Below are 23,605 nucleotides of genomic sequence, written 5' to 3'. Positions count from 1 at the left end.
CCTGAAATATCCTTTCAAAGACAAAAGGATCGTCAGAAAAACTCTGGCGATCCTTTTTTTGCGCCTCACAAACGGAGGCATTCTCCATGGTATTTTCAGGACTACTCCCTTGCAAGGGAGCGCAATATGCTCACAGGATGGCTTGCGGGAACACCCGTTGTGGAGGAGATCTGCAGCCTGCAGGTGCCGCATTCCGTTGCCACACGGCCTGCTCCGCTTTCCTTGACCACGCGGAAAAGTTCGGCTCCCACCTTCATGGCTGTCTCGCGCTTTTCCTTCTTGAAGCCGTAGCTTCCGGATATGCCGCAGCAGCCGGCATTGGCGAGATCTGTTGCAATCCCCAGGGCCTCTAAAAGCTCGTAGCCAGGCAGGCCTATGCCAAGGGCGCGCAGATGGCAGGGCGCGTGGTAGAGGATGGGGCGCTCGGGCTTTCTGGCAAGCTCGATCTCAAGGCGCCCCTCGCGGGCACGCTGCAAAAGGAATTCCTGTGCGTCCAGGATATGGGGCATGTCCTTATCCGCCACGTCCGGGAAGAAGGTCGGGATCTCTTCCTTGAACATGAGCTCGCAGGAGGGGCAGGCCGTGAGCACGTCCAGGCCCTGCTGCGCGTATTCGCGCATGACAGCCACGTTGGTTTGGGCCTTCTTGTGCGCATCCTCCATGAAGCCGCTGGCAACCATGGGCACACCACAGCAGGCAAAGCGATCATCGCTTATAACCTCGTAGCCTGCCCGATTCAGCGCCCAGACAAGATCAAGGCCGGACTTTGGGTCATAGAGGTCCATGTAGCAGCCCGGGAAGAGGACAACCTTCTTCTCGCACTTCGGCTGAGAAAGCCTTGCAAGCTGTGTTCTGAAACGCTTTGCAGCATAGGCTGGCATGGCTGCGTCCTTCGCAAGGCCAATGCCGTCCAGGGCAAGGCGCACCAGGGGATTGCGCATGGACCAGTTCTTGATGCCTGCGGGCACAGGACCGATAAGGTGTGCCAAAAGCTCCTGATGGGCCACGATCCAGTCGCGCAGATAGTGCGGGTGTTCCTGTTCGCACTGCCTGGCCCTTGCCACCATGTTGATGGAGGCAATGGGCACACCCTGGGGACAGGATATCTCGCAGTTCTTGCAGTTTGTGCAATAGCTTAAGCTCTTGTCCTCGCCAAGGCCGCTCAAACGAAAGCGCTCCCAGGCAGGGCCAATCATCTTGGGGCCCACAAATTCCCCTGTCACGTCCGCCACAGGGCAAAAGACAGTGCAGGTGGTGCAGGCTATGCAGGAGTCCGGATTCACGTGGACGCTTTGCAAAAACGAGCTTTTTGTCTTTTCCATTACTATCCCCCTAAAGCAGAAGCCCGTTTGCAGCGGCATGGGCCGTTGCCAGCGCAATACCGTTTCCGCTGCGCTCAAAGGCAGGATCCTGCCCTGCCACACTGCGGCCTGCGTAGCGCACATTGGCGGCATAGGGCGTCTGCCCGTCCAGGGTCGGGGCAAGATTTGCAAGAACAGGCATGCCAAGCAGCGCGTAGGGCTGGGGTGCAAAGGGATTGGCAAGGGTAAGCTTGGCGCTTTCCTTCGGCAGGGCAAACTCGAAGCCAAGCACATTGTCTATTGCCTTGCCTGGGGCAAGCTCAATGCCGCCGCTCACAATGCCGCCGCTTGCCATGACAAAGCTTGCCGCCACATAGCGGCGCTCGCCGTCCTCGTGACTTGTGCGCAGGGCAATGACACGCCCTTCCATGTCGCGCTCGCAGCCGCACACGTACGTGTTTTCCAGAATGGCTACCCCTTGCTTTCTCAGGGCCTGCAAAAGAAGCCTTCCAAGGCGCATGCCGGTCACTCCTGGCGGAAGGCCGGTCATCTCAACAACAGGACAACCCGCAGCCGCAACAAGCCTTGCGTACACCTGATTGTCCGGCCTTGTGCCGGCAATAGCGGGAATGAGGACACAGTCCGCACCCTTGGCAGCGCGGGAGAGGGCTGTGTAGAAGGGAGCGCACTCGACACGCTCAAGGGCGCGCGCCACATCAAGGGCAGTCTCCGTGCGATAGCCGCCAGCCCAGGGGCTGGGAAGCCAGGCAGTGGAGAATGTGATGTCTGCAAAGGCTGGAAGCTTTTGCAGATTGGCCATGGCCATGCCTGGCATGCAGTCGCGCAGACCCTCGACGCCAAGGACCACAACGCGCCTTGCCTTTGCAAGGGGGGCAGGATCCAGGCTTTGCGGGAAAAGGCAGGAAGTCTTCAAGGTTCCTATGGCAGTGGGAAGGAAGCTGTTTTCCACATCCCCAGCCTCGGGCACGATGCCATCCTCAACACCCTTGCCTGCCAAAGGATAGCCATACTTGCGGCACAGGGCCGCAAAGTCGGAGAGAGCTGCGTGCACCCTGCCTTCCCCAAGAAGAGCGTAGGGGTGGTTGGCGGACAAGGCCTTCATGGCCTCGTAGGGACGAGAGACTGGACCGTCCGCACTCATGCCAAGCACATCTACTGTCGCGGAGCTTATGTGGATGGAGCCTGCGCCCTTGGCAAGAACCGTCACCTTGAGGCCCTTCTTTGCCAGGATGTAGGCAGCATACAGACCTGCAAGGCCTGCGCCCACAACCACTGCGTCCGAGCTCATGCCGTGACGCGCAGGAGCGAGAGGACCTTTGATCACGGGCACGGGATGCGAGACATCGCCACTGAACCTTCCCTCTCCTGGCTGCGTGCCAAGCGTGCCGGAATAGAGGTTGCGGGAAAATTCCATTTCCCTGGCAAGCTGTCCCCAGAACACGGGCCGCGTTCCCTTCCAGCGCTCCTGCACAAACTTTCGCATGTCTCGCAGGGGATCGTCCGCATAGGGAACACCCTGCTCGACCAGGACAGAGGCAGCCCTCAGGGCGCAGAAGGTGCCCTGACAGGTGCCCATGCCAAGGCGTGTGCGCAGGCGCAAATCGTGCAGGGAATGGGTGGAGGGAAGTTTTGCCACGTGGACAAGCTCCGCCATGGAGACCATCTCGCACTCGCAGATAAGGGGATTGCCCAGGGCGCCTTCTCCCTTCTCTGTCTTGTCTGCCAGAAGCTTTGCGCTTTGCTCAACGCAAGGGGCATACTCGTCGCCCAGCCTGTCCGCCACAAGGCGCAGGGCAGGCCCAAGGAAGATCTTTTTGGCCTTCTCGTCCGTGGCGCTGTCTGGAGTCTGCACCAGGGGCTCTTCTGCAGTGCGGCAGGGGGTTGAGACATGCAGGCGGCTTGCCACCATATCGCAGATCTTCTCTGCCATGAGCCTGTAGGTGGTGAGCTTGCCACCAAAGATGGTCAAAAACCCGTCCAGGCCCTCGCTTGCGTGGTCGCTTATGTGGAAGCCTCGCGAGGCCTGCCTTCCTGCTGCGCCGCCAGGTGTGTAGAGGGGCCTTGTGCCGGCAAAGACGCGCAATATGCGGAAGGAGTCTATCTTTGGGAACAGGGGACGACCAAGGTCCAGAAGGCGCAGGGCCTCGTCCGTGGAGGAGCTTGTATCTGCGGGATTTTCCACTGTCTGGCTCGTGGTGCCGAGTATGGTCACGGAGCCGTTGGGCACAAAGATATCGCCGTCAGAGCTCTTGTGCAGCCTGTTTACCACATGGTTTGTGCAGCGGTGGTTGAAGACAATGAGGGTGCCCTTGTCCGGGGTGAGGGGCACGTGCAGGCCTGCCAGGGAGGCCACCATGCCGGACCAGGAACCTGCGGCGTTCACGATGATTTCGCAGGCCACGTGGAACTTTTCGCCGGTCCTCTTGTTCACTACATCGACACCTGTCACGCGGCCGTTTTCCTGATGAATGGCCGTGACCTCGTGGTAGGTGTAGAATTTGCCGCCGTAGCGCTCGGCACTCATGGCGTTGTGCAAAACAAGACGAAAGCCGTCCACTGCAGCGTCCGGGACCTGGAAGACGCGGCGCAGGTGGGGGTTCAGGCCCGGCTCAAGACGCAGGGCCTCGTCCTTTTCCAGTTCCCTTGCTTCTATGCCTGCAGCCTTGCAGCCCTCGACCCACTTGTCCACATAAGCCGGATCGTCCTCGTCCGTGAGCACAAAGAAGCCTTCAGTCTCGTCAACGCACTGTCTGCCTATGCGCCGCAGGATGGTGTTTTCGCGTATGCACTCTGCAGCTGCTTCCCTGTCGCTCACAGCGTAGCGGCCGCCACTGTGCAAAAGGCCGTGAAAGCGCGAGCTTGTGCCGTGGCACAATCCGCCCTGCTCGAAAAGCATGGCCGATATGCCGCGCATGGACAAGTCTCGCAGTATGCCTGTGCCTGTGGCGCCACCACCTATGACAACCACTGTTGTCCTTTCTGATTTTGCCTGGTCCATATCCTTACCCTCCGGGGATACCGCCCTGGCATGCAAGCATTGACATGCAAAAAGCGGACCGTCTGGAGCAATTGTCACAAAAATATAACAAGACTCTACCGTCCCCTTGTATGGCCGTCAATTGGAGACAAGGGGCGTACCCTGGGCAACAGCACACAAGGCCAGGATATTGCCATGGGCATGTCACAAACGAAATGCGAACAGAGGCTCATCAGACTTGTCAGGCAGAAGACTTTTGCTTATGAAAATCCTACCTCTTCTGTGACACGAACTGATCGGGAGGTGAATGACCATGAGTGATATCATTGAAAAATGCATGATTTTATTAAAATCATGTCTGAATATGACGTATGTGAATACAATTTACTGTTTTCTAATGGCGAAAAAATAAGAAAATCAGTAAGTTCTGCTTTTTCATCATATATGTATTACAAGACAAAAGAGGAACAGATTTGTAGTATATTTAACGACATTATATGTTTCCACTATTTTGAAGATGGTAATAAGAGAATACCTGTTATTATTTTGATATCATATGCATATCAAGCAATATAGACTTCAATCTAACAAACAAATAAATCTATGAAATTATTATAAAAATTACAGAAGTAAATTTATCTATATCCGACATAGAAAAATTAATTTTTCAGAAAAGATAGCACCAGCTGTATCAGTTTGTGCTTTTTTATAACCAATATGCACAACAGCAAAAGACCGCCCCTGTCGGCTTTCCCGGCAAGGGCGGACTGCTTTCCCAAAATGAGTTCGATTCTACAAGGTGAGTGCCAGACCGTCGCTTCTCGGATCCGTGGCAGCCTCGACGCTTCTGTCTTCCTTCACGACAATGGCACCAGCGTGCCCCATGGTCTCCGTGAAGTTGTCGAGATACTCGACGCTGTGTCCGAGCTCTGCAAGACGCTTGCCCACTTCTGGCCTTACGCGCCCCTCAAGCTTCAGGGTTGTGGAATTGTCGCCCCAGGTCCTGCCGTAGAGGAAACGGGGAGCTGCCACTGCGTCCTTTGGAGACATCCCGAAATCCACCACACGCGAGGCAATGACAGCCTGTGTCTGGGGCTGGCCGTCGCCGCCCATGGTGCCGTACACAAGGTAGGGCTTGCCGTCCTTCAAAAGCATGGGCGGATTCAGGGTGTGCATGGTGCGCTTCATTGGCTCAAGGGCGTTTGCGTGCTTTTCGTCCAGGGAGAAGAAGGAACCGCGGTTTTGCAGGATGACGCCCGTGCCCTCGGGAATGATACCAGAGCCGAAATCGTGGTAGATGCTCTGTATGTAGGAGACAGCGTTGCCTGCCTTGTCCACGCAGCCGAGCCAGACAGTATCTCCCTGGGGCGAGAGCGAAGGCAGGAGATAGTTGCCCACCCCGTTCATGGGAAGCGAGCGCGCCATGGAGGCAAGATAGTCCGGGGCAAGCAGGGAGGCATAGTCTGTTTTGGAAAATGCCGGATCCGTGACGTAGCACTCGCGATCGGCAAAGGCCCTTTTCACTGCCTCTGTCAAAACATGGTAGAAGGCGGCTGTCCCCTCGCCGAGCTTTTTCGCATCGAAGCAGTTGAAGATGCCAAGGATCTGCAGGGAGGAGAGGCCCTGACAGTTGGGCGGAAGGTTGCAGGCAACACAGTCCCTGTACGGCGTGCGCAAAGGCTCCACGAAAAAGGCCCTCTGGCTGGCAAAATCCCTGTCAGTCAGAAGACCGCCAACATCGGCCAAACCCTTCACAAGAGCCTTTGCAAGGCTCCCCTCATAGAAGACACGTGGCCCCTCATTGGCAAGCAGGGCAAGGGATTTGGCAAGCTCAGGCTGGCGCAATGTCTCCATGGGCCTGAGGGGCCTGCCATCGGGATAGAAGATCTTCGCGAATCCTTGGAACCTTTGCAGATTGTGGCGACCAGTGTCATCAACCTTTGTGTCTTCCGCAATCCAGTCGGATAGGCTTTTGGTGATGGGAAAACCCTCTTCAGCATGCCTTCGCGCGTCCTCGAGAAGACCTGCCAGAGAGAATGTTCCCTTCATTGCCAGGGAAGAGTACTCAAGGGCTAGATCCCAGCCAGACACAATGCCGGGAACCGTGATGGCTGCCAGGGGACCACGGCTTGGGATGGCGGAAAGCCGCTTTTCCTCATAGACCTTGCGGCTCACCTTCTCGCCGGACCTGCCGCTTGCGTTGATGCCCTTGAGTTCTCCTTTTGCGGCATTGTAGACAAGGTAAAAGGAATCCCCGCCAAGGGTGCACATCTGCGGGTAGACCACGGCAAGGACTGCTCCTGCAGCAACAATGGCCTCAAGGGCATTGCCGCCCTTTTCGAGAACACGATAGCCAGCCTCGGTCGCAAGATAGTGCGGAGTTGTGATGGCTGCCTTCGGCGCTGTCTTCTTCCCTTCACTCGCCTCAAGGACCTTCGGTGCGCACAGCCCGGCACCGGTCGCAGCCAAGGCAGCAGATTTGATGAATGAACGCCTGTTCATGATTTCCCCTATTTTTCCGAATGTTCTCTGGATACGAACTTGTCTGTGCCCAAGATCAGACCCGCCTGTCCGAACTTCCCGGTTTTTTCGGACAAAGGCGGGCCTGCCCTCATTCCCTGTGTACAGGGAATTTTCAGATGGCCTCGTCGCCGCGCTCGCCTGTGCGGATGCGGATGGCCTCGCACACGTCGGAGACAAAGATCTTGCCGTCACCCACATTGCCCGTACGGGCAGCAGTGACTATCGCTTCCAGAATCTGCTCCACCTGTGCGTCGGAACACACAATCTCGATGCGTACCTTGGGCAGAAAGTCCACCTTCTTGACGGATGCCCTGTACACTTCCGTGTGCCCGCCCTGGCGGCCGAATCCGCGTATTTCCATGTAGTTCATGCCGTGCACGCCGATCTCGGTCAGGGCCTTCTTCACCTTGTCAAAGACGCTGGGGCGAATAAGAGCTTCTATCTTCTTCATGACATATCCTCACAGGCTAGTAGTTGTAGCCACGCTCGTTGTGTTCGTTCAGATCCAGTCCGGAAATTTCCTCGTCTGCGGTGACTCTCAGGCCGACCAGGGCGTTGACTATTCCGAGAAGGATGCGGCTTACCACATAGACAAAGACCCAGGTGGCGACAACGGACACGGCCTGATAGCCGAACTGGGCAGGATTGCCAGCCAGAAGGCCGTCCACGTTGTTGAACTCTGCCCTTGCAAAGATGCCTGTGAGCAGTGCACCAATGGTTCCGCCCACACCGTGAATGCCGACCACGTCCAGAGCGTCGTCATAGCCAAAGCGCGTCTTCAGCATGATGCCGCCGTAGCAGCACATACCACCGACAAAGCCCATGATGGCGGCAGCACCAAGGGAGACGAAACCTGCTGCAGGTGTGATGGCCACAAGGCCTGCCAGGGCACCGGAAGCTGCACCAAGGGAGGTGGGCTTGCCTGTGCGCAACCATTCCACCAGTATCCAGCCGCAGATGCCGAAGGCAGTAGCAACGTGCGTGGTGGCAAAGGCATGGGCAGCAAGGCCGTTGGCTGCCAAGGCTGAGCCTGCGTTGAAGCCGAACCAGCCAAGCCACAGAAGGCCGCAGCCAATGAGGGTCATGGGCAGATTGTGGGGACCTTCGCTGGAAAGCCCGGAATCAAGCCTGGGGCCAAGGGCATGGGCGCAGGCCAGGGCAGCAGCTGCAGACGCCATGTGCACAACTGCGCCGCCGGCAAAGTCTATGGCTCCCATCTTCGCCATCCAGCCGCCACCCCAGACCCAGTGGGCCATGGGCGCGTAGCAGAAGATGAGCCACAGGGCGGAAAAGAGCAGCATGCCCCGAAAGCGTATGCGCTCCGCGTAGGCGCCGGAAATGAGGGCCATGGTCAGACAGGCAAACATGCACTGGAACATGGCAAAGGTTTCATGGGGAAGGTTGCTTGCGGCCGGAGCTGTCGTGCCGGAAACGCCCTCAAAAAGGACAAAGGAGAAATCGCCAATAAGGCCGCCCTGATCCGGGCCAAAGGCCAGGCTGTAGCCCACAAAAAACCACAGGACAGTACCTACCGCCAGGCAGGCGTAGCTGTGCATGCTGGTGGAGAGCACATTGCGCGAGCGCACAAGACCACCGTAGAAAAGGGCCAGGGCCGGAGTCATCATGAAAACCAGTCCGGCGCAGATAAGTATGAAGGCGTTGTCTACCGCGTTCATGGAACACTTCCTTATAACCTGAAATTCAAAATCCAAATGGCGATCCGGGGGAAGATCGCAAACCCGTACCTGTCCTTGCTTAAGCATAGAGTGTGCCAAAACGCGTCATTCATATTTGTTGATGCCAAAAGTAGCTGATATTTCAAGAAGGTAAAAGACTCACCCCTCTGCCGGCAGCTGTGGCACCAGGGATGCGTTCTTCCTATTTATTGCACATAATCGACATTTTTGTGTTTTACCTGCTTTTCAAGCCTACATATATCTACAATTTTGTATCTTTATCCTGGCTGTTTGCCCAAACAATTCTCCTTGCGCAGAGACACCCTTTCGAAAATCAACTTTTTTGTCGTTTTTCTCTCTGTCTTGAGCTTTTGAGGAGCGCTTTTCCCGGATCTGGCAAAAAGGTCCTCGGCGTGGCATACTTTGCAGCACGCAAGCTCATTTAGGGAGGCGACACATGAGCACTCTGGACTGGTCCAAAAAACGCTGCATAGTCCTCGACATGGACGGCACTGTCTACCTTGGCAACAACCCCATACAGCCCGCAGTCGACGGTATTGTGCGTAACTGGGAGCGCTTCGACTTTCGTTTCTTGAGCAACAACACCTCGCACTCGCCCGTAAGTTATGTAAAAAAGCTCAACGGCATGGGCATTGCGGCAAGGCTCGATCAGTTCCTGACTCCCACAGAGCCCCTGGTGCACCATCTAAGGCGCAGTGGTATGACCCGCGCCTACATTGTTGGCAACAACGATTTCAAAACCCACCTGCACGAGCTCATGCCAGAGCTTGCGATGACGAAAGAAGACGCCCAGTGCGTCATCCTGGCCTACGACACGGATCTCACCTACGAGAAGCTTTCGACATCCGCTCTTCTCTTGCAGGATGAGAAAGTACACTTCTTTGCCACCCACCCGGATCTCGTCTGCCCCTCGCCCGATGGACCCTTGCCGGACGTGGGAAGCTTTCTTGCCCTGTACAGGACTGCCACTGGCCGCAGCCCGGAAAAAATCTTCGGCAAGCCGGACCCGCGCATCCTGGAACCCGTGTTTGAAAAATACGATCTTTCGGAAGTGGTCATGTGCGGGGACAGGCTCTCCACAGACAAGGCCCTGGCGGAAAACGCAGGGATTGACTTCATCCTTGTCCTGAGCGGCGAGGCCACTGCCGAAGACGCGGCCAGGGAAAAGCGCGCCCCAACCCTCATGGTGGAGAATCTGGGCGTTGCCCTGCCCTAATCACCTGTCTTCGAACGGACTTTTCAAATCCCCTGTTCAGGGCAGGGACTCATAGTCCCTTTGCATGGCAAGCACCTCCTCAAGGCGTCTTTGGGTTGCAGTGCCTGCAATGCGCTCCCTTTGGGGAAAGCCCTTGTCGAATTCCAGCACACTTGCCTCTTCCATCTGGTAGATAGCGTCCTCGAAGTAGCGACCGGAAACACCCTTCAGGGCATCCGGATACAGGGGGCAGGCGTGCAGGGCCGCAAAATACCTGTTTTCCGAGGTGCGGATGCCGAAATTCTCGGCAGGCACAAAGCCGACTCTTTGGTAGTACCCAGGCTCGCCACACAAAAGCATTGCTCTGTAGCCTGCCTGACGCGCAGCATTGCGGGCATGCTCAATGAGCATTCTTCCCACGCCATTGCGCTGCAGGGAAGGATGTACTGCTATGGGTCCAAGGCTCAGCACATCGTAACTCTTTCCGTCATCGCCCAGGATGCACGCTTTCATGAAAACGACCTGCCCGACGATTCTGCCGTCTGCCTCTGCCACAAAATCCAGTTCGGGCACAAAGCCGGGTGACTTGCGCATGATGTGCAAAAGATAGTGCTCCGAACACCCTGGCTCGTAGACATTCCAGAAGGCCTCGCGCATCAGCGTTTCCGACATACGGTAGTCTGCGGGCCTTTCCAGCCGTATCTGCAGTCCTGTCTGTTCCATGCTGTTTTCCCTCTCGGATATTGCCTAGAAATAGGTGTCTACCGCCATCCTGAACTGTTCCAGAAAGAGTTTTCGGAAATATCCTGCATTGTTTTGTTCGCAAAAAAGGATTACTGCCTTCCTGTACTCTGTTTCGTCGACGCTCCTGTAGGACAGGGGACAAAAGTCGTCTGCGACAAGGATGGCATTGCCAAGGATACGTGCGGTGCGCTTGTTGCCATCCTCGAAAGGCTGAATGCAGGAAAGCAAAAGGACTGCCAGCATGGCCCGCTCCAGAGGATGTTCCGTCCTGCGAAGCAATGCGACAAGGCCCTCCATCGCCGCCTCTATCTGAACACGGTTTTCCGGGGGAGAATAGTTGCTGCCCACGATGCCGACCCTGCCGTTACGTATGCCAGGGTTAATAGAGAGTTCCTCAACCAACAGCCTGTGCAGCTCAAGTATTTTGCCTATGCCGATTTCCCGAAAGCATTTGGGGGATGCCAGGACATGGTCCAGGGCCTTTTTGTGGTTGAGCAGCATTTGCGCATCTTCGGCACTTTTGCCTGACGCCGGGACATTCTCCTTCAAAAGATGTTCTGCCTCGAACACTGTGTACGTGTTCCCCTCCATGCGCGAGGATTTCCAGGAAAATTCTATCGTGAACCGATCAAGCTCCCTGCGCACAAGCCCTGGGGAAAGTTTGGCCTTCTTCTGAAGATAGAATCTGTTCAGGGCGTCCAGTTCGGCAATGTCCTGGTCCCCAAGAAGATGGTGCATCTTCTGAAATATCGCACAATCGAACCCTGGACTTTGCAGCTTTCTTTCGTCTTGCCCAAGGGCAAAATAGGCGTCCACATCCATGGGAAAGGTCAGGGAAGAATATATGCCCAAGGCGTAGCGTGTTCCTTTGCCAGCACCGCTGCGCTCAACAAGTTTGGCATGGGCAAGAGCGTCAAGGTCGCGCAAGAGCGTCACATTGCTCACGATAACCCCAGTACTGGCAAGATGCTGTGCAACCTGGTTGCGCGTAGCAGAGCCAGCCTTTTGCAAAAAGGCAAGAATGCTATCCTGGCGCTTGTTCGTCATGCCCTTCTCCTGTTTTTCGTATCATTTTGTTGTTTTTTCGTATCACTTTTGATACGAAAATAACAAAAAGGCTTTGCGCAAGACTGCCGATCTTCGCAGGACGCGCATCTTTTTTGTCCCCCTCAACCTTCTTCCATCAACTGCCAACCATCAGGGAGGGGGGCTGCCATGCCAAGAGGAGGAAACTGGGTTTGGGTTCGTGTAGACCCGAAAATCAAGGCCGCCAAGGACAAGGTCAAGAACAAGCGCTATATTCGTCTGCATATCAATTTGCTGTATGGCTACGGCCAGTATTTTGATGGCATCTATCGCGACATAGATATCCTCTCCTCGGCGACTCTGGCAGAGCTGCACGAAGCCATCTTCGAACTCTTTGACCGCTACGATGGTCACGCGTGGAAATTCTCCTTCGATACGGACAATCCCTACTCGCGTGAGGGCAGACACTACTTGCCCCGCTTCATCCTGGAGGATATGCCCGATGAAGGGTATGCAGCCGAGGAGACTACCCTGGACAGTCTGAATCTCAAGGACGGCACAAGCTTCCTCTATCTTTTCGATTTCGGCGATGACTGGATTCACGAGATTACGGTTCTCTCAAGCTCAGAGGCAAGTCCCAGGGCCAGAAAGCTCTGGAAACTGGTGAAAAAACAGGGAAAAAGCCCTGCTCAGTATCCCGAGGACGAGGAAGACTACGACGAGGAGTAGACGGAAGACTTCTGTGAATCAGGATGAGGGTTTCCTGCCGTACCCATCTGACAGAAAGCCGCACAGAAACACAAATCCTGTCTGCAACTGGGCAGGATCAGGAATGAGATTCGTCTCATAGGAGCCCCTGTCAAGAGAACGCAACCCATTGCCGCAATCTTGGCAGGGATATCTCTTTGCGCCATATTGCGAGCAGCACCCCTGCGTGCCTGTTTCCCGCATTTCCGGATACTTCAAGAGCCGGCCTCCCTTTCGGGAAGCCGGCTCTCTTTATATCATCCTGTCACGAAGGACAGGAAAGCTTCAGATTCTGCTACTTGGGCAGAATGGTCTCGGCCATGAGTTCGGAGAGGTGGGTCACCTTGACGCCGGCGTTGGCCTTCTCCACATGACCGCGGATCTGCAACACGCAGCCGGGGCAGTCCATGACCACGCGCTCGGCCTTGGTGTCCACAATGTTCTTGACCTTCCTGGAAATGATCTCTGCGGAGATTTCCGGGAACTTCACGGAATAGGTACCGCCAAAGCCGCAGCACACTTCTTCCTCGTTGCAGGGCACGTAGTCTGCAGCGCTGCCGATGAGCTCGCGGGACTTGCCGGCAGCCTTCATGGCGCGGCACTGGTGGCAGGAACCGTGGAAGGTCACCTTCTCGTGGGTGTTGGTGAAATCCTCGGGCTTCAGATCGAGCACGTCACGGCAGAAGGTGCTGAGGTCCGTAATCTTGTTCACGAAGCGATCGAGCACGCCTGCGCTGATGTCGCTGTCGTTGGCAAGATAGGTGGGGTACTGGAACTTCAGGGTGGAACCGCAGCTTGCGCACAGGGTGATGATGTAGTCGTAGTTGCCGTCCACAAAGGCGCGGACGTTCTGACGGGCCACATCCTGCACGCCCTTGCGCTGGCCCATCATGCCGAGGGGCAGGCCGCAGCAGGTCTGATCCATGGGGAAGTCCACTGCCACGTTGCGGGAGGCAAGGACCTTCACTGCGGCAATGAGCTGCTCGGGATAGATGAAGTCCTGGGCGCAGCCGGCGAAGATGGCCACGCGGGCAACGGGGTTGCTCACCTTGGGGGCGATGTTGGGCCACAGGTCGCGGAAGGACTTTTCGGCAATGGCCGGCAGTGCCCTGAAGTCATGTCTCTTCATGAACATCATGGGCAGATGGCGCTGGAACTGTGTACCACCGGTGACAGGCTTCTGGGCCTTGCTGGCAAAGCGCAGCAGGGAGTGGAAGAGCTTGCGGTTGGTCATGACCATCTTCATGAGGGAGCCCATCATGTCGCCGTTGCCGTCGTCCACGAGGCGGTTGCGCACTTCGCGGATGAGTTTGGGCAGGTTGATGCCGCCGGCGCAGACGTTGTGACAGGCTTCGCAGCCCACGCAGTTCTGGCACAGGTACTTTGCCTTGTCCTCGCCGTGGTAGAGGTAGGTGAGGATGAGGCCGATGGCGCCCATGTAGATGTAGCCCATCTTGTGGCCGCCGATGAGGGTGAAGACGGGACACACGTTGGTGCAGGCGCCGCAGCGCACGCAGCGGAACACTTCCTTGAAGACCGGATCCTTCACATACTTGGTACGGCCGTTGTCAAGGAAGACGATGTGCATGCTCTTCTGGCCCTCGGGGGAGCCGAGCCATTTGGTGGGACCGGCAACCCAGGACACGTAGGAGGTGATGCGCTGGGCCGTGGCGTTGCGGGGCAGGATCTGCAGAGCGATCATGGCCTCGTCGATGGTGGGGGTCAGCTTGTCCAGGCCAACCAGCACGGTGTGCACGCGGGGCATGGTCTCAACCATGCGGGCATTGCCCTCGTTGGTGACTGTGGTGATGGCGCCGCACTCTGCAATGGCAAAGTTGCAGCCGGAAATACCCATGTCACCGGCAATGAACTTGCGGCGCAGCTGCACGCGGGCCACCTTCACAAGGCGGTCGATGTCGGGTTCCTGCTTCACCTGGGTCACCTTGGAGAAATCCTCGGCGATCTGGTAGCGGCTTAAGTGAATGGCGGGCATGACCATATGAGAGGGAGTCTCGTGGCGCAGCTGAATGATCCATTCGCCAAGGTCCGTCTCGTCCACGATGTAGCCGTCAGCTTCCAGCTTGTGGTTGAGCTGGGTTTCCTCGCTCGTCATGGACTTGGATTTGATGATGCGCTTGACGCCTTCGCGCTTGGCAATATCAGAGATGATCTGGTTGGCTTCTTCGGCTGTGTTGGCACGGTACACATGGGCGCCGCGCTTTTCGGCCTCGGCCTTGAACTGCAGATAGAGCTCTTCCATGTGGGCAGCGGCCTTGTCCTTGAAGTCGCCCACAGCCCTGATAAGGCCCTTTTCGTCCACATCGCGCATCACGTTCGCGCGATTGGTACGGTAGTTCACAGCATAGTTGCCAAGAGTCTTGCGAAGCTGCTCGTCGTTGAGAGCCTCGTCGATCTCTTTATGGTAGGCGCTGTAGCTCTTGGGTGCTGTCTGCATTATTTAGTCCTCCAGGAGAAGAATGTGCAAGGCAAGGGGGCCATGGACGCCGACAGCACCGACGCATTCGATGTCGGCAGTACGGCTGGGGCCGGTGATGAGGGTGGTGAAGGACGCGCCCTGACCAATGGCTTCACGCATGATGTGGGCCACGGAAGGCAGGTCGGGGTAGATGGCCGATTTCTTCAGCGTGAGCACGCTGATTTCGCTGATCATGCCGGCCAGACGCACATTCTCGTCCGTGGTGGGGCAAAGACAGGTGCCGCTGGCTGCCACGCCGGCCACGGCCTCGTTGAGACCAAGGTCGATACCGGCAGCGTATTTGCGGACGTTGTCGCGCAGACAGAGGATACCCTTCTCCTGGCAAAGCTTGTCGAGCTCGGCAAAGGCCTCGTCATCGAGAGAAGGTGCAGCGATCACTCTCTGCACGCGGGTGGGAACGCGGTTGGGGCCGAGGGGGCCCTTTTCGGTACCCGGCTCGTCGGCCAAAAGCTCACAGGGTTCCTTGGAGAGGGTCAAATCAATAATGTATTTGAAGGCCTCTTCCCTGTTGGGGACTTCTGCCACAGTGGCAGCCACAGCTTTCGCCATTGCGGTAAATTTTTCGACAAGTTCGGGGTTTGTGTTGGACATGTAGATCTCCTGTGTCCTTGCGATAGTCAAGGCAAACGGATTTGGGTGAGAACAGCCAAAACGAGTTGCCTGCACCGCATGGGGGTTCCTCTAAATGCACGATGAGAAGGCCATGCATGCACCGGGGCCGCGTTCCATGCCGACCCGAAGCCGCCATCCAGGACATACAACCTGACACAAGACAAATGCGGACGACTTCGGACTCTGTTGGGTACAAGACTTGTTGAAAGCGGGGAACATCTTGTCATTGCCCCCCAATTTGTAGCAAGGCTCGTACGGATAGTGAACAGGCCTCTGACGCATGACTGTTACATTGCTTTTTGCATATTGTCAAGCGTTTTCCTGCATTTTCTTAAAATGCCGCAAGACCCCTTCATTGAAAAACACCATCTTCTCTTATTTTTTAACGTATTATTTCTTACAGCAGTCTTATTCCTATCTCAAAATCCATCATACTTCCTGCAACAAGTCTCATATTTCGCGCTTGCAAAGGGAAAAAACCGTATTTTTAGACAAAACAAAAGGGATTTTTTGCAGGAAAATCTACCTGCGCATAGGCTCTGTGCGACTAAAAGGATAGCAAAACAATCGGTTTTGCAAAGAATGCGCACCCTCCCCTGTCCCAACAAAAGAAGGCACAGGAAAAAGCCGCAGGCTTTTTCCTGTGCCACAGTCCTTTGGGGGAGAAAGGGTACTACATGTCTTCTGTCAGGTGCATGTTGCGGGCAGCCTCGGTCTCGTCCATGCGGGTTGCGGGGAGACCACGGGGGGCAGCAGCCAGATCCTCGGGATTTTCCTTGCCCTTTGCCACGATGTCGGCAAGGGCGTCGCAGAAGGCGTCGAGTGTCTGCTTGCTTTCCGTTTCCGTGGGTTCAGGCATGAGGCATTCGTGCACGAGCAGCGGGAAGTAGATGGTGGGCGCGTGGTAGCCGCGCTCAAGCAGGCCCTTGGCCAGATCCAGGGCACGCAGTCCGTGAGGCGCAGAGGCCACGAATTCGTGCATGCACAAGCGATCGTAGGGGATGTCGAGCACGTCCTTCAGCTTCACGCGCATGTAATTGGCGTTGAGCACTGCGTATTCGGCAACACGCTCTATGCCCTCGCCGCCAAGGCGCCAGATGTAGGCCATGGCGCGCAAAAGGACGCCAAAGCTGCCGTAGAAGGGGCCGATCTTGCCAATGCTTTGCGGATTGTCTGTGAGGAACTCGTAGCTTCCGTCCCCCTTGCGGGTGATGCGCGGAGAGGGCAGGAAGGGAATGAGGCGCTCGCACACACCCACGGGACCAGCACCTGGGCCACCACCGCCATGGGGTGTGGCAAAGGTCTTGTGGAGGTTCAAGTGCACAACGTCAAAGCCAGCGTCGCCCACGCGCATCTTGCCCAGGATGGCGTTCATGTTGGCGCCATCGTAGTACACAAGAGCGTCGATGCCGTGCATAAGCTCGACAATTTCCTTCACGTGCACTTCCATGAGACCCAGGGTGTTGGGGCAGGTCATCATGAGGCCTGCGATATTGTCCCCGTACTTCTCGATGGCAGCCTGTATGGCCGCAGGATCGATCATGCCGTCCCTGGAGGGCAGTTCCACCACAGTAAAGCCAGCCATGGCAGCGGAAGCGGGATTCGTGCCGTGGGCAGCGTCCGGGATGAGCATGATGCGACGATCACGGCCCAGGGACTTGTGGTAGGCGGCTATGATGGCAACGCCGGTGAACTCGCCGTTTGCGCCAGCCATGGGCTGCAATGTGAAGGCCTCCATGCCTGTGATGGCACAAAGGCTCCTTTCCAGGGTGTAGAGCACGTGCATGGCGCCCTGGCAGCCCTGGCCGTTGGCAAGCTGGGCCAGCATGGGATGCAGGGAGGTGAAGCCTGTGAGGCCGGCAGCCACTTCGTTGATCTTGGGATCGTACTTCATGGTGCACGAGCCAAGAGGGTAGAAGTTGCCGTCAACGCTGAAGTTCTTGCTGGCAAGCTGAGTGAAGTGGCGCACAACGTCCAGCTCTGAGCACTCTGGAAGGCCGGGCAAGCCTTCGCGCAAGAGTCCCTCGGGCAGGAAGGAGGATGCGCCAGCCTTTGCGGGCGCTGGAGCAAGGCCAGTTGTGCGGCGGCCGGGTACGGATTTCGAGTAGATGGTCTCCATGTCTTACCCCCTGGCCTGGCACAGCTCGTCCTGCCCAATCCAGGCAATGACGTCCTTCATGGCGTCCAGCAGTATGCCCACCTGACCTCTGGTGTTCCTTTCTGTACAGGCAAGGACAAGCACGTTTTCCATGCCCTTGAAGTCCCTGCCTGCGGGGTAGCCGGGAACGCACTTGTGGCGCGCAAGGCAGCGCTGGACAAGAACGTCCGCCGGCACTGGCAGCCGTATGGCAACCTCGTTGGCAAAGGGAGCAGTGTTCAAAAGGCTTGCACCCTCGATCTGATCAACTATCTCCTTTGCCGCATGGTGGGCCATGGCGATGCTGTTTTCCGCAACGTCTTTGAGGCCCTGCGGTCCCATGAGGGAGAGGTAGACAAGGGCCCTCAGGGCGCAGAGGTTCTGGTTCGAGCAGATGTTGGAGGTTGCCTTGGAGCGGCGGATGTGCTGCTCCCTGGCCTGCAGGGTCAGAACGTAGCCTGTGCGGCCTTGGGTATCGTGGGTGCGGCCCACAAGGCGTCCGGGCATCTGGCGCACAAGGGCTTTCTTGCAGGCCATGAGGCCCAGATAGGGACCGCCGAAGTCGAGGGGCTGCCCAAGGGGCTGGCCCTCGCCAACTGCTATGTCTGCACCCATGGCTCCGGGTGTCTTGAGCACGGACAAAAGCACGGGGTTCACGGAAATGACACTAAGAGCCTTCTTCTCCTTCGCGTGCGCAAAGACGTCGCTGTAGTCTTCCACAACACCGAAGAAGTTCGGGTTTTGTACGGCAACACCTGCGGTCTCGTCGTCAATGGCTGCCTTCAGGGCCTCCTTGTCCGGAGCACCGTCCTTCAGGGGGACAAGCACGAATTCCACGGGCAGATTGCGGGCGTAGGTTTCAAGCATTTTACGCCAGATGGGGTTGATACCCTCGTCGAGCACAATCTTTGTGCGCTTCTTTGCCTGGCGCACGCACATGGTGCAGGCCTCGAAAAGGGCTGTGCCGCCGTCGTAGAGGGAGGCGTTTGCGCAGTCGAGTTCCATAAGGCGGGCAATGGCTGTCTGGAATTCGAAGATGGCCTGCAGGGTACCCTGGGAGCACTCTGCCTGGTAGGGCGTGTAGGCTGTCACAAAGGCACTCTGGCCTGCCAGAGCGTCCACTGCTGCGGGGATGTAGTGATCGTAGTAGCCTGCCCCGAGGAAGGAAAGCACGCGCGTGTTGCGCTCTGCCAGCTCCTCGCACAGGGTGCGCACCTCCTGTTCCGGAAGGCCGGCACTGGCCAGGAAGCTTTTCGGACGAAGGTCCGGCGCTATGTCGACAAAGAGGTCGTCAAGGCTTTCCACACCCACTGTCTTGAGCATGGCATCGCGTTCGGCCTCTGTATGGGGAATGTAGGGCATCGCTCCTCCGGCCTAGTGGCCTTCCTGCTCGCAAAAGGCCTCGTAGGCGGCTGCATCCATGAGATCGGCGGAAAGTTCGGACACCTTGACCTTGAAGATCCAGCCTTCGCCATAGGGATCGCTGTTGATGACCTCGGGCGCGCTCTCAAGACCCTCGTTCACGGCAACGACTGTACCGGACACAGGGGAGACGATGTCGGAGGCTGCCTTCACGGATTCGATGGAGCCGCACTCGGACTCTGCACTCACCTCGTCGTCAACTGCCGGGGCTTCCACGTAGGTTATGTCGCCAAGGGAGTCCTGGGCAAAGGCGGTGATGCCGACAGTGGCCTCGTCACCCTCGACGCGGACCCACTCGTGGCTCTTGGAATATTTCAGATCTGCAGGATTGGACATGGGGCACCTCCTAAAAAGAGTGCGAAATAAAGTGCGCAAATGCTTGTGCGAAGTATGTCTGCTTGGGATCAGCGCATGGGGGCTGATTTCCCATGTGCTGGCTGTGATTCGTATGTTTAGGAAAGCTTTGTTCTGGCAGTGCCGGCCTTGTAGAAGGGAAGTGTGGTCACATTTGCCGCAAGCTCTGCCCTGGGGGTCACGATGGTGTAGGCTTTTGCGTCTGCCTTGTCTGCCTGAACCCAGGCAAAGGCTATGGCCTTGCCAAGGGAGGGAGCGAAGGTGCCGGAAGTGACGCGTCCCACTTCCTCGCCGTTCAAGGCCAGCTTGTCGCCGTGCCTTGGGGCACGCCTGCCCTCCACTTCCAGGGCGACGAGCTTCTCGCGCACGACCTCAAGGCCAGCCTTGCCCACAAAGTCGGCCTGGCTTTTCATCATGATGCCAAGGCCTGCCTCGACGGGGGTGTGTTCGGTGTCGAGCTCGTGGCCGTAGAGGCAAAGGCCTGCTTCCATGCGCAGGGTGTCCCTGGCACCAAGGCCTGCGGGCTTTACCCTCTCGTCCTTCAGAAGGGCTTCCCAGAGCTCTACTGCGTACTGACTGTCAATATAGAGCTCGTAGCCGAGCTCGCCCGTGTAGCCTGTGCGGCTCACCTTCAAAGCCTTGCCCTGCCAGGTGGTGTCGCGGAAGGCAAAGTAGGGAAGATCGTGCAGGTTCTCACCCAGAAAGTCTTCCATGATCTCCACAGCCTTGGGGCCCTGAAGGTCGATCTTGGCAGTCTTTTCCGAAATGTCTTCGCAAGTGAAGCCTTCAAGGCGCGAGGAGAGGGTCTTGAAGTCAACGTCAGCGCAAGCAGCGTTCACGACTACCATGTAGCTGTCGTTGCCAAGGTTGTAGATGATGCAATCGTCAATGACGCCGCCCTTCTCGTTCAGGATAAAGCCGTAGCGACAGCGGCCGGGGGCAAGCGTCTCAAGAGAGTGGCTCACGGCCTTCATGAGCGCTTCTTTCACGCCCTGGCCGCTTATGATGAATTCGCCCATGTGGCAAATGTCGAAAACGGAGGCACTCTCGCGGGTGTGCCTGTGTTCTGCCAGGATGCCCTCGTACTGTATGGGCATGTTCCAGCCGGCAAAGGGAGCCATTTTGGCCCCGTGGCTTGCATGCCAGGCAGTCAGAGGGGTGTTCAGGATGTCTGCCATCGTGTGCCTCCAAATACGCCAAGAAGCTTAAGCCGAAGCGCCCAAGGGGGCTTTTCGGCGGGATAGATATGTGGCCTGGGCAAGGGCCCAGGGGTTTATTCAAGAGTAGGGAAATCCCGGGATGAGGCCTGCCCCCATCTGTAAAAAAGGGGCAGGAACCACAAAGGAATTCAGATTGCAAACATACTGTATTCGGGCAAGAAGTCAATGAAATGGCTTGTGAAGACTTGTATCTTGTCTGTATTTTTTGGCTTTTTCTCTTGTGAAAAAAGGAGCAACTACATGCGACCAAGGGGAGCCCTACTGCAACTTTGCAAGATACTGACACGGCGAAAAGAAGGCTGCCCGTTTCAGAAAAGCTCGAGCAAAAAGGCCCGCATTTTTTCCTCGTCGCAGCCACTGAACCAGCGCATCAGGGGGCCAAGGCTTGCAAGCCTCTCTTCTAAGCTTGCACGCTCGGCCCTGCAGCCGCAAAGGGCGCGCTCGAAGAGGGCAATATCTTCCACAGCAAAAAAGTCGCCATAGATGCGGCATTCAGAAATCACTCCGCGCGCAACATGTACGCGCACATCCACCCTGCCAAAGGAGAAGCGCTTTGATACCCTGGTGCTGAACCTTGGGTTTTGCCCCATGTTCCATTCCCAGTTGCCGTACTTTTTTGCCGCAAGCTCCGAGGCTCTTTGCTCAACGCTTTCGGGAAGGGGCCAGATCCTTCCCCCCACTTCCTCCTGCAGGGCCTGACACAATGCCCCCATGTCCGTGCCGGCCATCCAGTACTCCGAGATGTTGGCAACCCTTGCGCGCACAGAGGCAACACCATGGGAGAGGTATTTTTCCGGCTCCGGATTGAGGGCCCGTGTCATGTCCTCGAAGTTTGCGGTGACAAGCAGGGTTCCGTGGTGCAAAACGCGGCCTCTTGCCAGGCGCTGGGCAGAGCCGGAAATCTTTTTGCCCCCCACTTCAAGATCGTTTCTGCCGGAAATGCTCGCCTCGACACCAAGGCGGGCAAGGCCGCGCACAATGGGTGCAAGATAGCGCGCAAAGTCCATGCCGCCTGATCCCTCACGATGCTCTATGAAGGAGAAGTTGAGGTTGCCGAGGTCGTGGTAGACAGCGCCTCCGCCAGTGCTGCGGCGCACCACAGGCAACTTTCTTCGCTCGACTTCATCCCTGTTTATCTCCTCCCATGCGTTCTGATGTCTGCCAATGATTATGGAGGGCGCGTTTTGCCAAAGCATGAAGAGACCCTCTCCTTCATGGCTTTCAAAAAGCGCCTCCTCAAGGGCGAGATTGTGGGCAGGATTGGTGGATTGTACGCGCAAGTACCTCATACTCTTTGGGCGCCAGCCTCGCCTGTAACGGATTGTTCGTCCCATGCGAGGAGCACTCTCCTCCTGATGTGCCTTTTGCCAAAAAAGGACAAAAAGAAAGGCGGACCAGGGGATGTCCATGGTCCGCCAGACGTTGATAAAGTGTTCAGGGCTCTCCTAATGGCAGCGAATGCCCGTGAGGATGTGACCCATCTTGCTCTTCTTCACCTCAAGGTAGTGGGCGTTGTCCGGGCAGGCTTCCATCTCGATGGGAACGCGCTCGACAACTTCCAGGCCGTAGCCGGAAAGGCCCACGATCTTCTTGGGGTTGTTGGTCAAAAGGCGCAGCTTGTGTATGCCAAGGTCCACCAGGATCTGGGCACCAGTGCCGTATTCGCGAAGGTCAGCGGGAAAGCCCAGCTTCATGTTGGCTTCCACAGTATCGTAGCCCTCGTCCTGCAAGGCGTAGGCGCGGATCTTGTTGGCAAGGCCAATGCCACGGCCTTCCTGGCGCATGTAGATGAGGCAGCCACGGCCTTCCTTTTCGATCTGGGAAAGCGCTGCCCCAAGCTGGCCTCCGCAGTCGCAGCGAAGCGAACCCAGGGCATCGCCTGTGAGGCACTCGCTGTGCACGCGCACAAGCACAGGCTCGGGACCGGAAATGTCGCCCTTCACAAGGGCCAGGTGGGTACGCTGGGGCAAGCCGCCATCGCTGGAGCTCTCGTAGGCATGGACCATGAAGTCGCCGTATTTGGTGGGCAGATGGGCCTTGGCAACGCAGCGCACGCTCACTTCGCCGTGGTCAAGGCGGTAGCGGATGATGTCGTGCACGGAGGCAATCTTCAAGCCGTGCTTTTCGGCAAAGATCTCGAGGTCGGGCATCCTTGCCATGGTGCCGTCTTCCTTCATGATTTCGCAGATGACGCCAGCGGGCTTGAGGCCTGCGAGGCGGGCGAGATCCACGGAGCCTTCGGTCTGGCCCGTGCGCTCAAGCACGCCGCCGGGACGGGCGCGCAGGGGGAAGATGTGACCGGGAGTCACGATGCTTTCGGGGCGGGCATCGTCAGCCACTGCTGCGAGAATGGTGGTCGCGCGGTCGGCTGCGGAAATGCCTGTTGTGACACCTTCCCTGGCCTCGATGGACACAGTGAAGTTGGTGTGGAAGAGCGAGGTATTGCGCTCTGTCATGGGCGGCAGGGCCAGCTTGTCGCACAATTCGGGGGCAAGAGCGAGACAAATGAGACCACAGCAATGGTGGGCCATGAAATTGATGGCTTCGGGCGTGGCAAACTCGGCAGCTATGGTAAGATCGCCTTCGTTTTCCCTGTCCTCGTCATCAACCAGGATAATCATCTTGCCCTGCTTGAGATCGGCAAGGGCTTCCTCGATACTGCACAATGGCATGGCAATACTCCTTAGAAAGTGACATCCGCCCGAAAAAGAAACCCGAAGATTTCTTCCGCCCCGGACTGCGGTCTTGTGGGCTGCCTGCTTTTCGCACAAAAAAAGCATCACGGTCAATAATAAGCCCTTTTTTTCTCAAGACTAGACCCGAAGTGCAAATGAAAGGGCTGCTGGGCGTCTTATCAAGCGCGCCGTAAAACCTCTCCCTTCAGGGGGAGGATATAAGGCGCCCCTAGTGTCTAAATTGAGAAGTCCGTCTACTTATATATTGCTGAAATCATTGAATTTCATCACCAAAGTAGCAGGGCGAATTTTTGCAATTAGACACTAGCTTGGCAAGTTTGCCTTTAATTGGGAGTTCTTTGGGATTCGATATACTGCTTAAGGACGGAGAGCGGCGCTCCACCGCAACTGCCTGCAAAGTAGCTTGGTGACCAGAGAGAGCCACCCCAAAGTTTCT

19 protein-coding genes are annotated in these 23,605 nt (G+C 56.9%); 3 read left to right on the top strand and 16 right to left on the bottom strand.

Going from position 1 to position 23,605, the window contains the following annotated elements:
- Nucleotides 1-101 precede the first annotated feature (101 nt).
- Nucleotides 102-1,322 carry an anaerobic glycerol-3-phosphate dehydrogenase subunit C gene (locus tag B5F76_RS03990; RefSeq protein WP_087351476.1) on the bottom strand — a complete coding sequence of 407 codons (1,221 nt, stop codon included), beginning with the start codon at nt 1,320-1,322 and terminating at the stop codon, nt 102-104.
- A gap of 10 nt (nt 1,323-1,332) precedes the next feature.
- Nucleotides 1,333-4,320 carry an anaerobic glycerol-3-phosphate dehydrogenase subunit GlpA gene (gene glpA, locus B5F76_RS14765; protein WP_162608674.1) on the bottom strand — a complete coding sequence of 996 codons (2,988 nt, stop codon included), beginning with the start codon at nt 4,318-4,320 and terminating at the stop codon, nt 1,333-1,335.
- A gap of 312 nt (nt 4,321-4,632) precedes the next feature.
- Between glpA and B5F76_RS15540 the strand changes: the two genes are divergently transcribed.
- Complete coding sequence (locus B5F76_RS15540; protein ID WP_144268382.1) at nt 4,633-4,875, top strand: Fic family protein; 243 nt, start codon at nt 4,633-4,635, stop codon at nt 4,873-4,875.
- Between the two features lie 216 nt (nt 4,876-5,091).
- On the opposite strand, the gene ggt is transcribed toward B5F76_RS15540, so the two are convergent.
- The 3 genes from ggt to B5F76_RS03970 form a co-directional block, all read right to left on the bottom strand.
- Nucleotides 5,092-6,801 carry a gamma-glutamyltransferase gene (ggt, locus tag B5F76_RS03980; RefSeq protein WP_087351473.1) on the bottom strand — a complete coding sequence of 570 codons (1,710 nt, stop codon included), beginning with the start codon at nt 6,799-6,801 and terminating at the stop codon, nt 5,092-5,094.
- 133 nt (nt 6,802-6,934) lie between these two features.
- On the bottom strand, nt 6,935-7,273 hold the full coding sequence (locus tag B5F76_RS03975) for a P-II family nitrogen regulator (RefSeq protein ID WP_087351470.1): 339 nt from the start codon (nt 7,271-7,273) through the stop codon (nt 6,935-6,937).
- 16 nt (nt 7,274-7,289) lie between these two features.
- On the bottom strand, nt 7,290-8,498 hold the full coding sequence (locus B5F76_RS03970; protein ID WP_087351467.1) for an ammonium transporter: 1,209 nt from the start codon (nt 8,496-8,498) through the stop codon (nt 7,290-7,292).
- Between the two features lie 457 nt (nt 8,499-8,955).
- Between B5F76_RS03970 and B5F76_RS03960 the strand changes: the two genes are divergently transcribed.
- On the top strand, nt 8,956-9,735 hold the full coding sequence (locus tag B5F76_RS03960) for an HAD hydrolase-like protein (RefSeq protein ID WP_162608672.1): 780 nt from the start codon (nt 8,956-8,958) through the stop codon (nt 9,733-9,735).
- Nucleotides 9,736-9,771: 36 nt separating this feature from the next.
- On the opposite strand, the gene B5F76_RS03955 is transcribed toward B5F76_RS03960, so the two are convergent.
- Together B5F76_RS03955 and B5F76_RS03950 are read right to left on the bottom strand one after the other, a co-directional pair.
- A complete protein-coding gene (locus B5F76_RS03955) occupies nt 9,772-10,437 on the bottom strand; it encodes a GNAT family N-acetyltransferase (protein ID WP_087351459.1) in 666 nt (221 codons plus the stop codon).
- A gap of 24 nt (nt 10,438-10,461) precedes the next feature.
- On the bottom strand, nt 10,462-11,505 hold the full coding sequence (locus tag B5F76_RS03950; protein ID WP_087351456.1) for a Fic family protein: 1,044 nt from the start codon (nt 11,503-11,505) through the stop codon (nt 10,462-10,464).
- Between the two features lie 168 nt (nt 11,506-11,673).
- On the opposite strand from B5F76_RS03950, the gene B5F76_RS03945 reads away from it, so the two are divergent.
- Nucleotides 11,674-12,213 (top strand): IS1096 element passenger TnpR family protein, encoded by a 540-nt coding sequence (locus tag B5F76_RS03945; protein WP_087351453.1) that lies wholly within the window; start codon nt 11,674-11,676, stop codon nt 12,211-12,213.
- A 313-nt stretch (nt 12,214-12,526) separates the two neighbouring features.
- On the opposite strand, the gene ldhH is transcribed toward B5F76_RS03945, so the two are convergent.
- The 9 genes from ldhH to B5F76_RS03900 all read right to left on the bottom strand — a co-directional run.
- Nucleotides 12,527-14,686 (bottom strand): L-lactate dehydrogenase (quinone) large subunit LdhH, encoded by a 2,160-nt coding sequence (ldhH, locus tag B5F76_RS03940; RefSeq protein WP_087351450.1) that lies wholly within the window; start codon nt 14,684-14,686, stop codon nt 12,527-12,529.
- 3 nt (nt 14,687-14,689) lie between these two features.
- A complete protein-coding gene (locus tag B5F76_RS03935; protein ID WP_087351447.1) occupies nt 14,690-15,319 on the bottom strand; it encodes a LutC/YkgG family protein in 630 nt (209 codons plus the stop codon).
- 694 nt (nt 15,320-16,013) lie between these two features.
- On the bottom strand, nt 16,014-17,459 hold the full coding sequence (gcvPB, locus tag B5F76_RS03930) for an aminomethyl-transferring glycine dehydrogenase subunit GcvPB (protein WP_087351444.1): 1,446 nt from the start codon (nt 17,457-17,459) through the stop codon (nt 16,014-16,016).
- A gap of 3 nt (nt 17,460-17,462) precedes the next feature.
- Nucleotides 17,463-18,839 carry an aminomethyl-transferring glycine dehydrogenase subunit GcvPA gene (gcvPA, locus tag B5F76_RS03925; RefSeq protein WP_087351441.1) on the bottom strand — a complete coding sequence of 459 codons (1,377 nt, stop codon included), beginning with the start codon at nt 18,837-18,839 and terminating at the stop codon, nt 17,463-17,465.
- A gap of 12 nt (nt 18,840-18,851) precedes the next feature.
- A complete protein-coding gene (gene gcvH, locus B5F76_RS03920) occupies nt 18,852-19,235 on the bottom strand; it encodes a glycine cleavage system protein GcvH (RefSeq protein WP_087351438.1) in 384 nt (127 codons plus the stop codon).
- A gap of 116 nt (nt 19,236-19,351) precedes the next feature.
- Nucleotides 19,352-20,431, bottom strand: a complete 1,080-nt coding sequence (gene gcvT, locus B5F76_RS03915) for a glycine cleavage system aminomethyltransferase GcvT (protein ID WP_087351435.1) — start codon at nt 20,429-20,431, stop codon at nt 19,352-19,354.
- 350 nt (nt 20,432-20,781) lie between these two features.
- Nucleotides 20,782-21,762, bottom strand: coding sequence for a lipoate--protein ligase (locus B5F76_RS03910; protein WP_087351665.1), 981 nt, complete (start codon nt 21,760-21,762; stop codon nt 20,782-20,784).
- Between the two features lie 156 nt (nt 21,763-21,918).
- The gene (locus B5F76_RS03905) at nt 21,919-23,145 is read right to left on the bottom strand and encodes a bifunctional 3,4-dihydroxy-2-butanone-4-phosphate synthase/GTP cyclohydrolase II (RefSeq protein ID WP_087351432.1); all 1,227 of its coding nucleotides are present in this window, start codon (nt 23,143-23,145) and stop codon (nt 21,919-21,921) included.
- A gap of 347 nt (nt 23,146-23,492) precedes the next feature.
- Nucleotides 23,493-23,605, bottom strand: a 113-nt coding sequence (locus B5F76_RS03900; RefSeq protein ID WP_204218319.1) for a transposase, incomplete at its 5' end; no start/stop codon positions are given.

It is taken from the genome of Desulfovibrio sp. An276 (genome assembly GCF_002159665.1).
Lineage (GTDB): Bacteria > Desulfobacterota > Desulfovibrionia > Desulfovibrionales > Desulfovibrionaceae > Desulfovibrio > Desulfovibrio faecigallinarum.
This window is presented reverse-complemented; position numbering and strand designations above follow the sequence as displayed.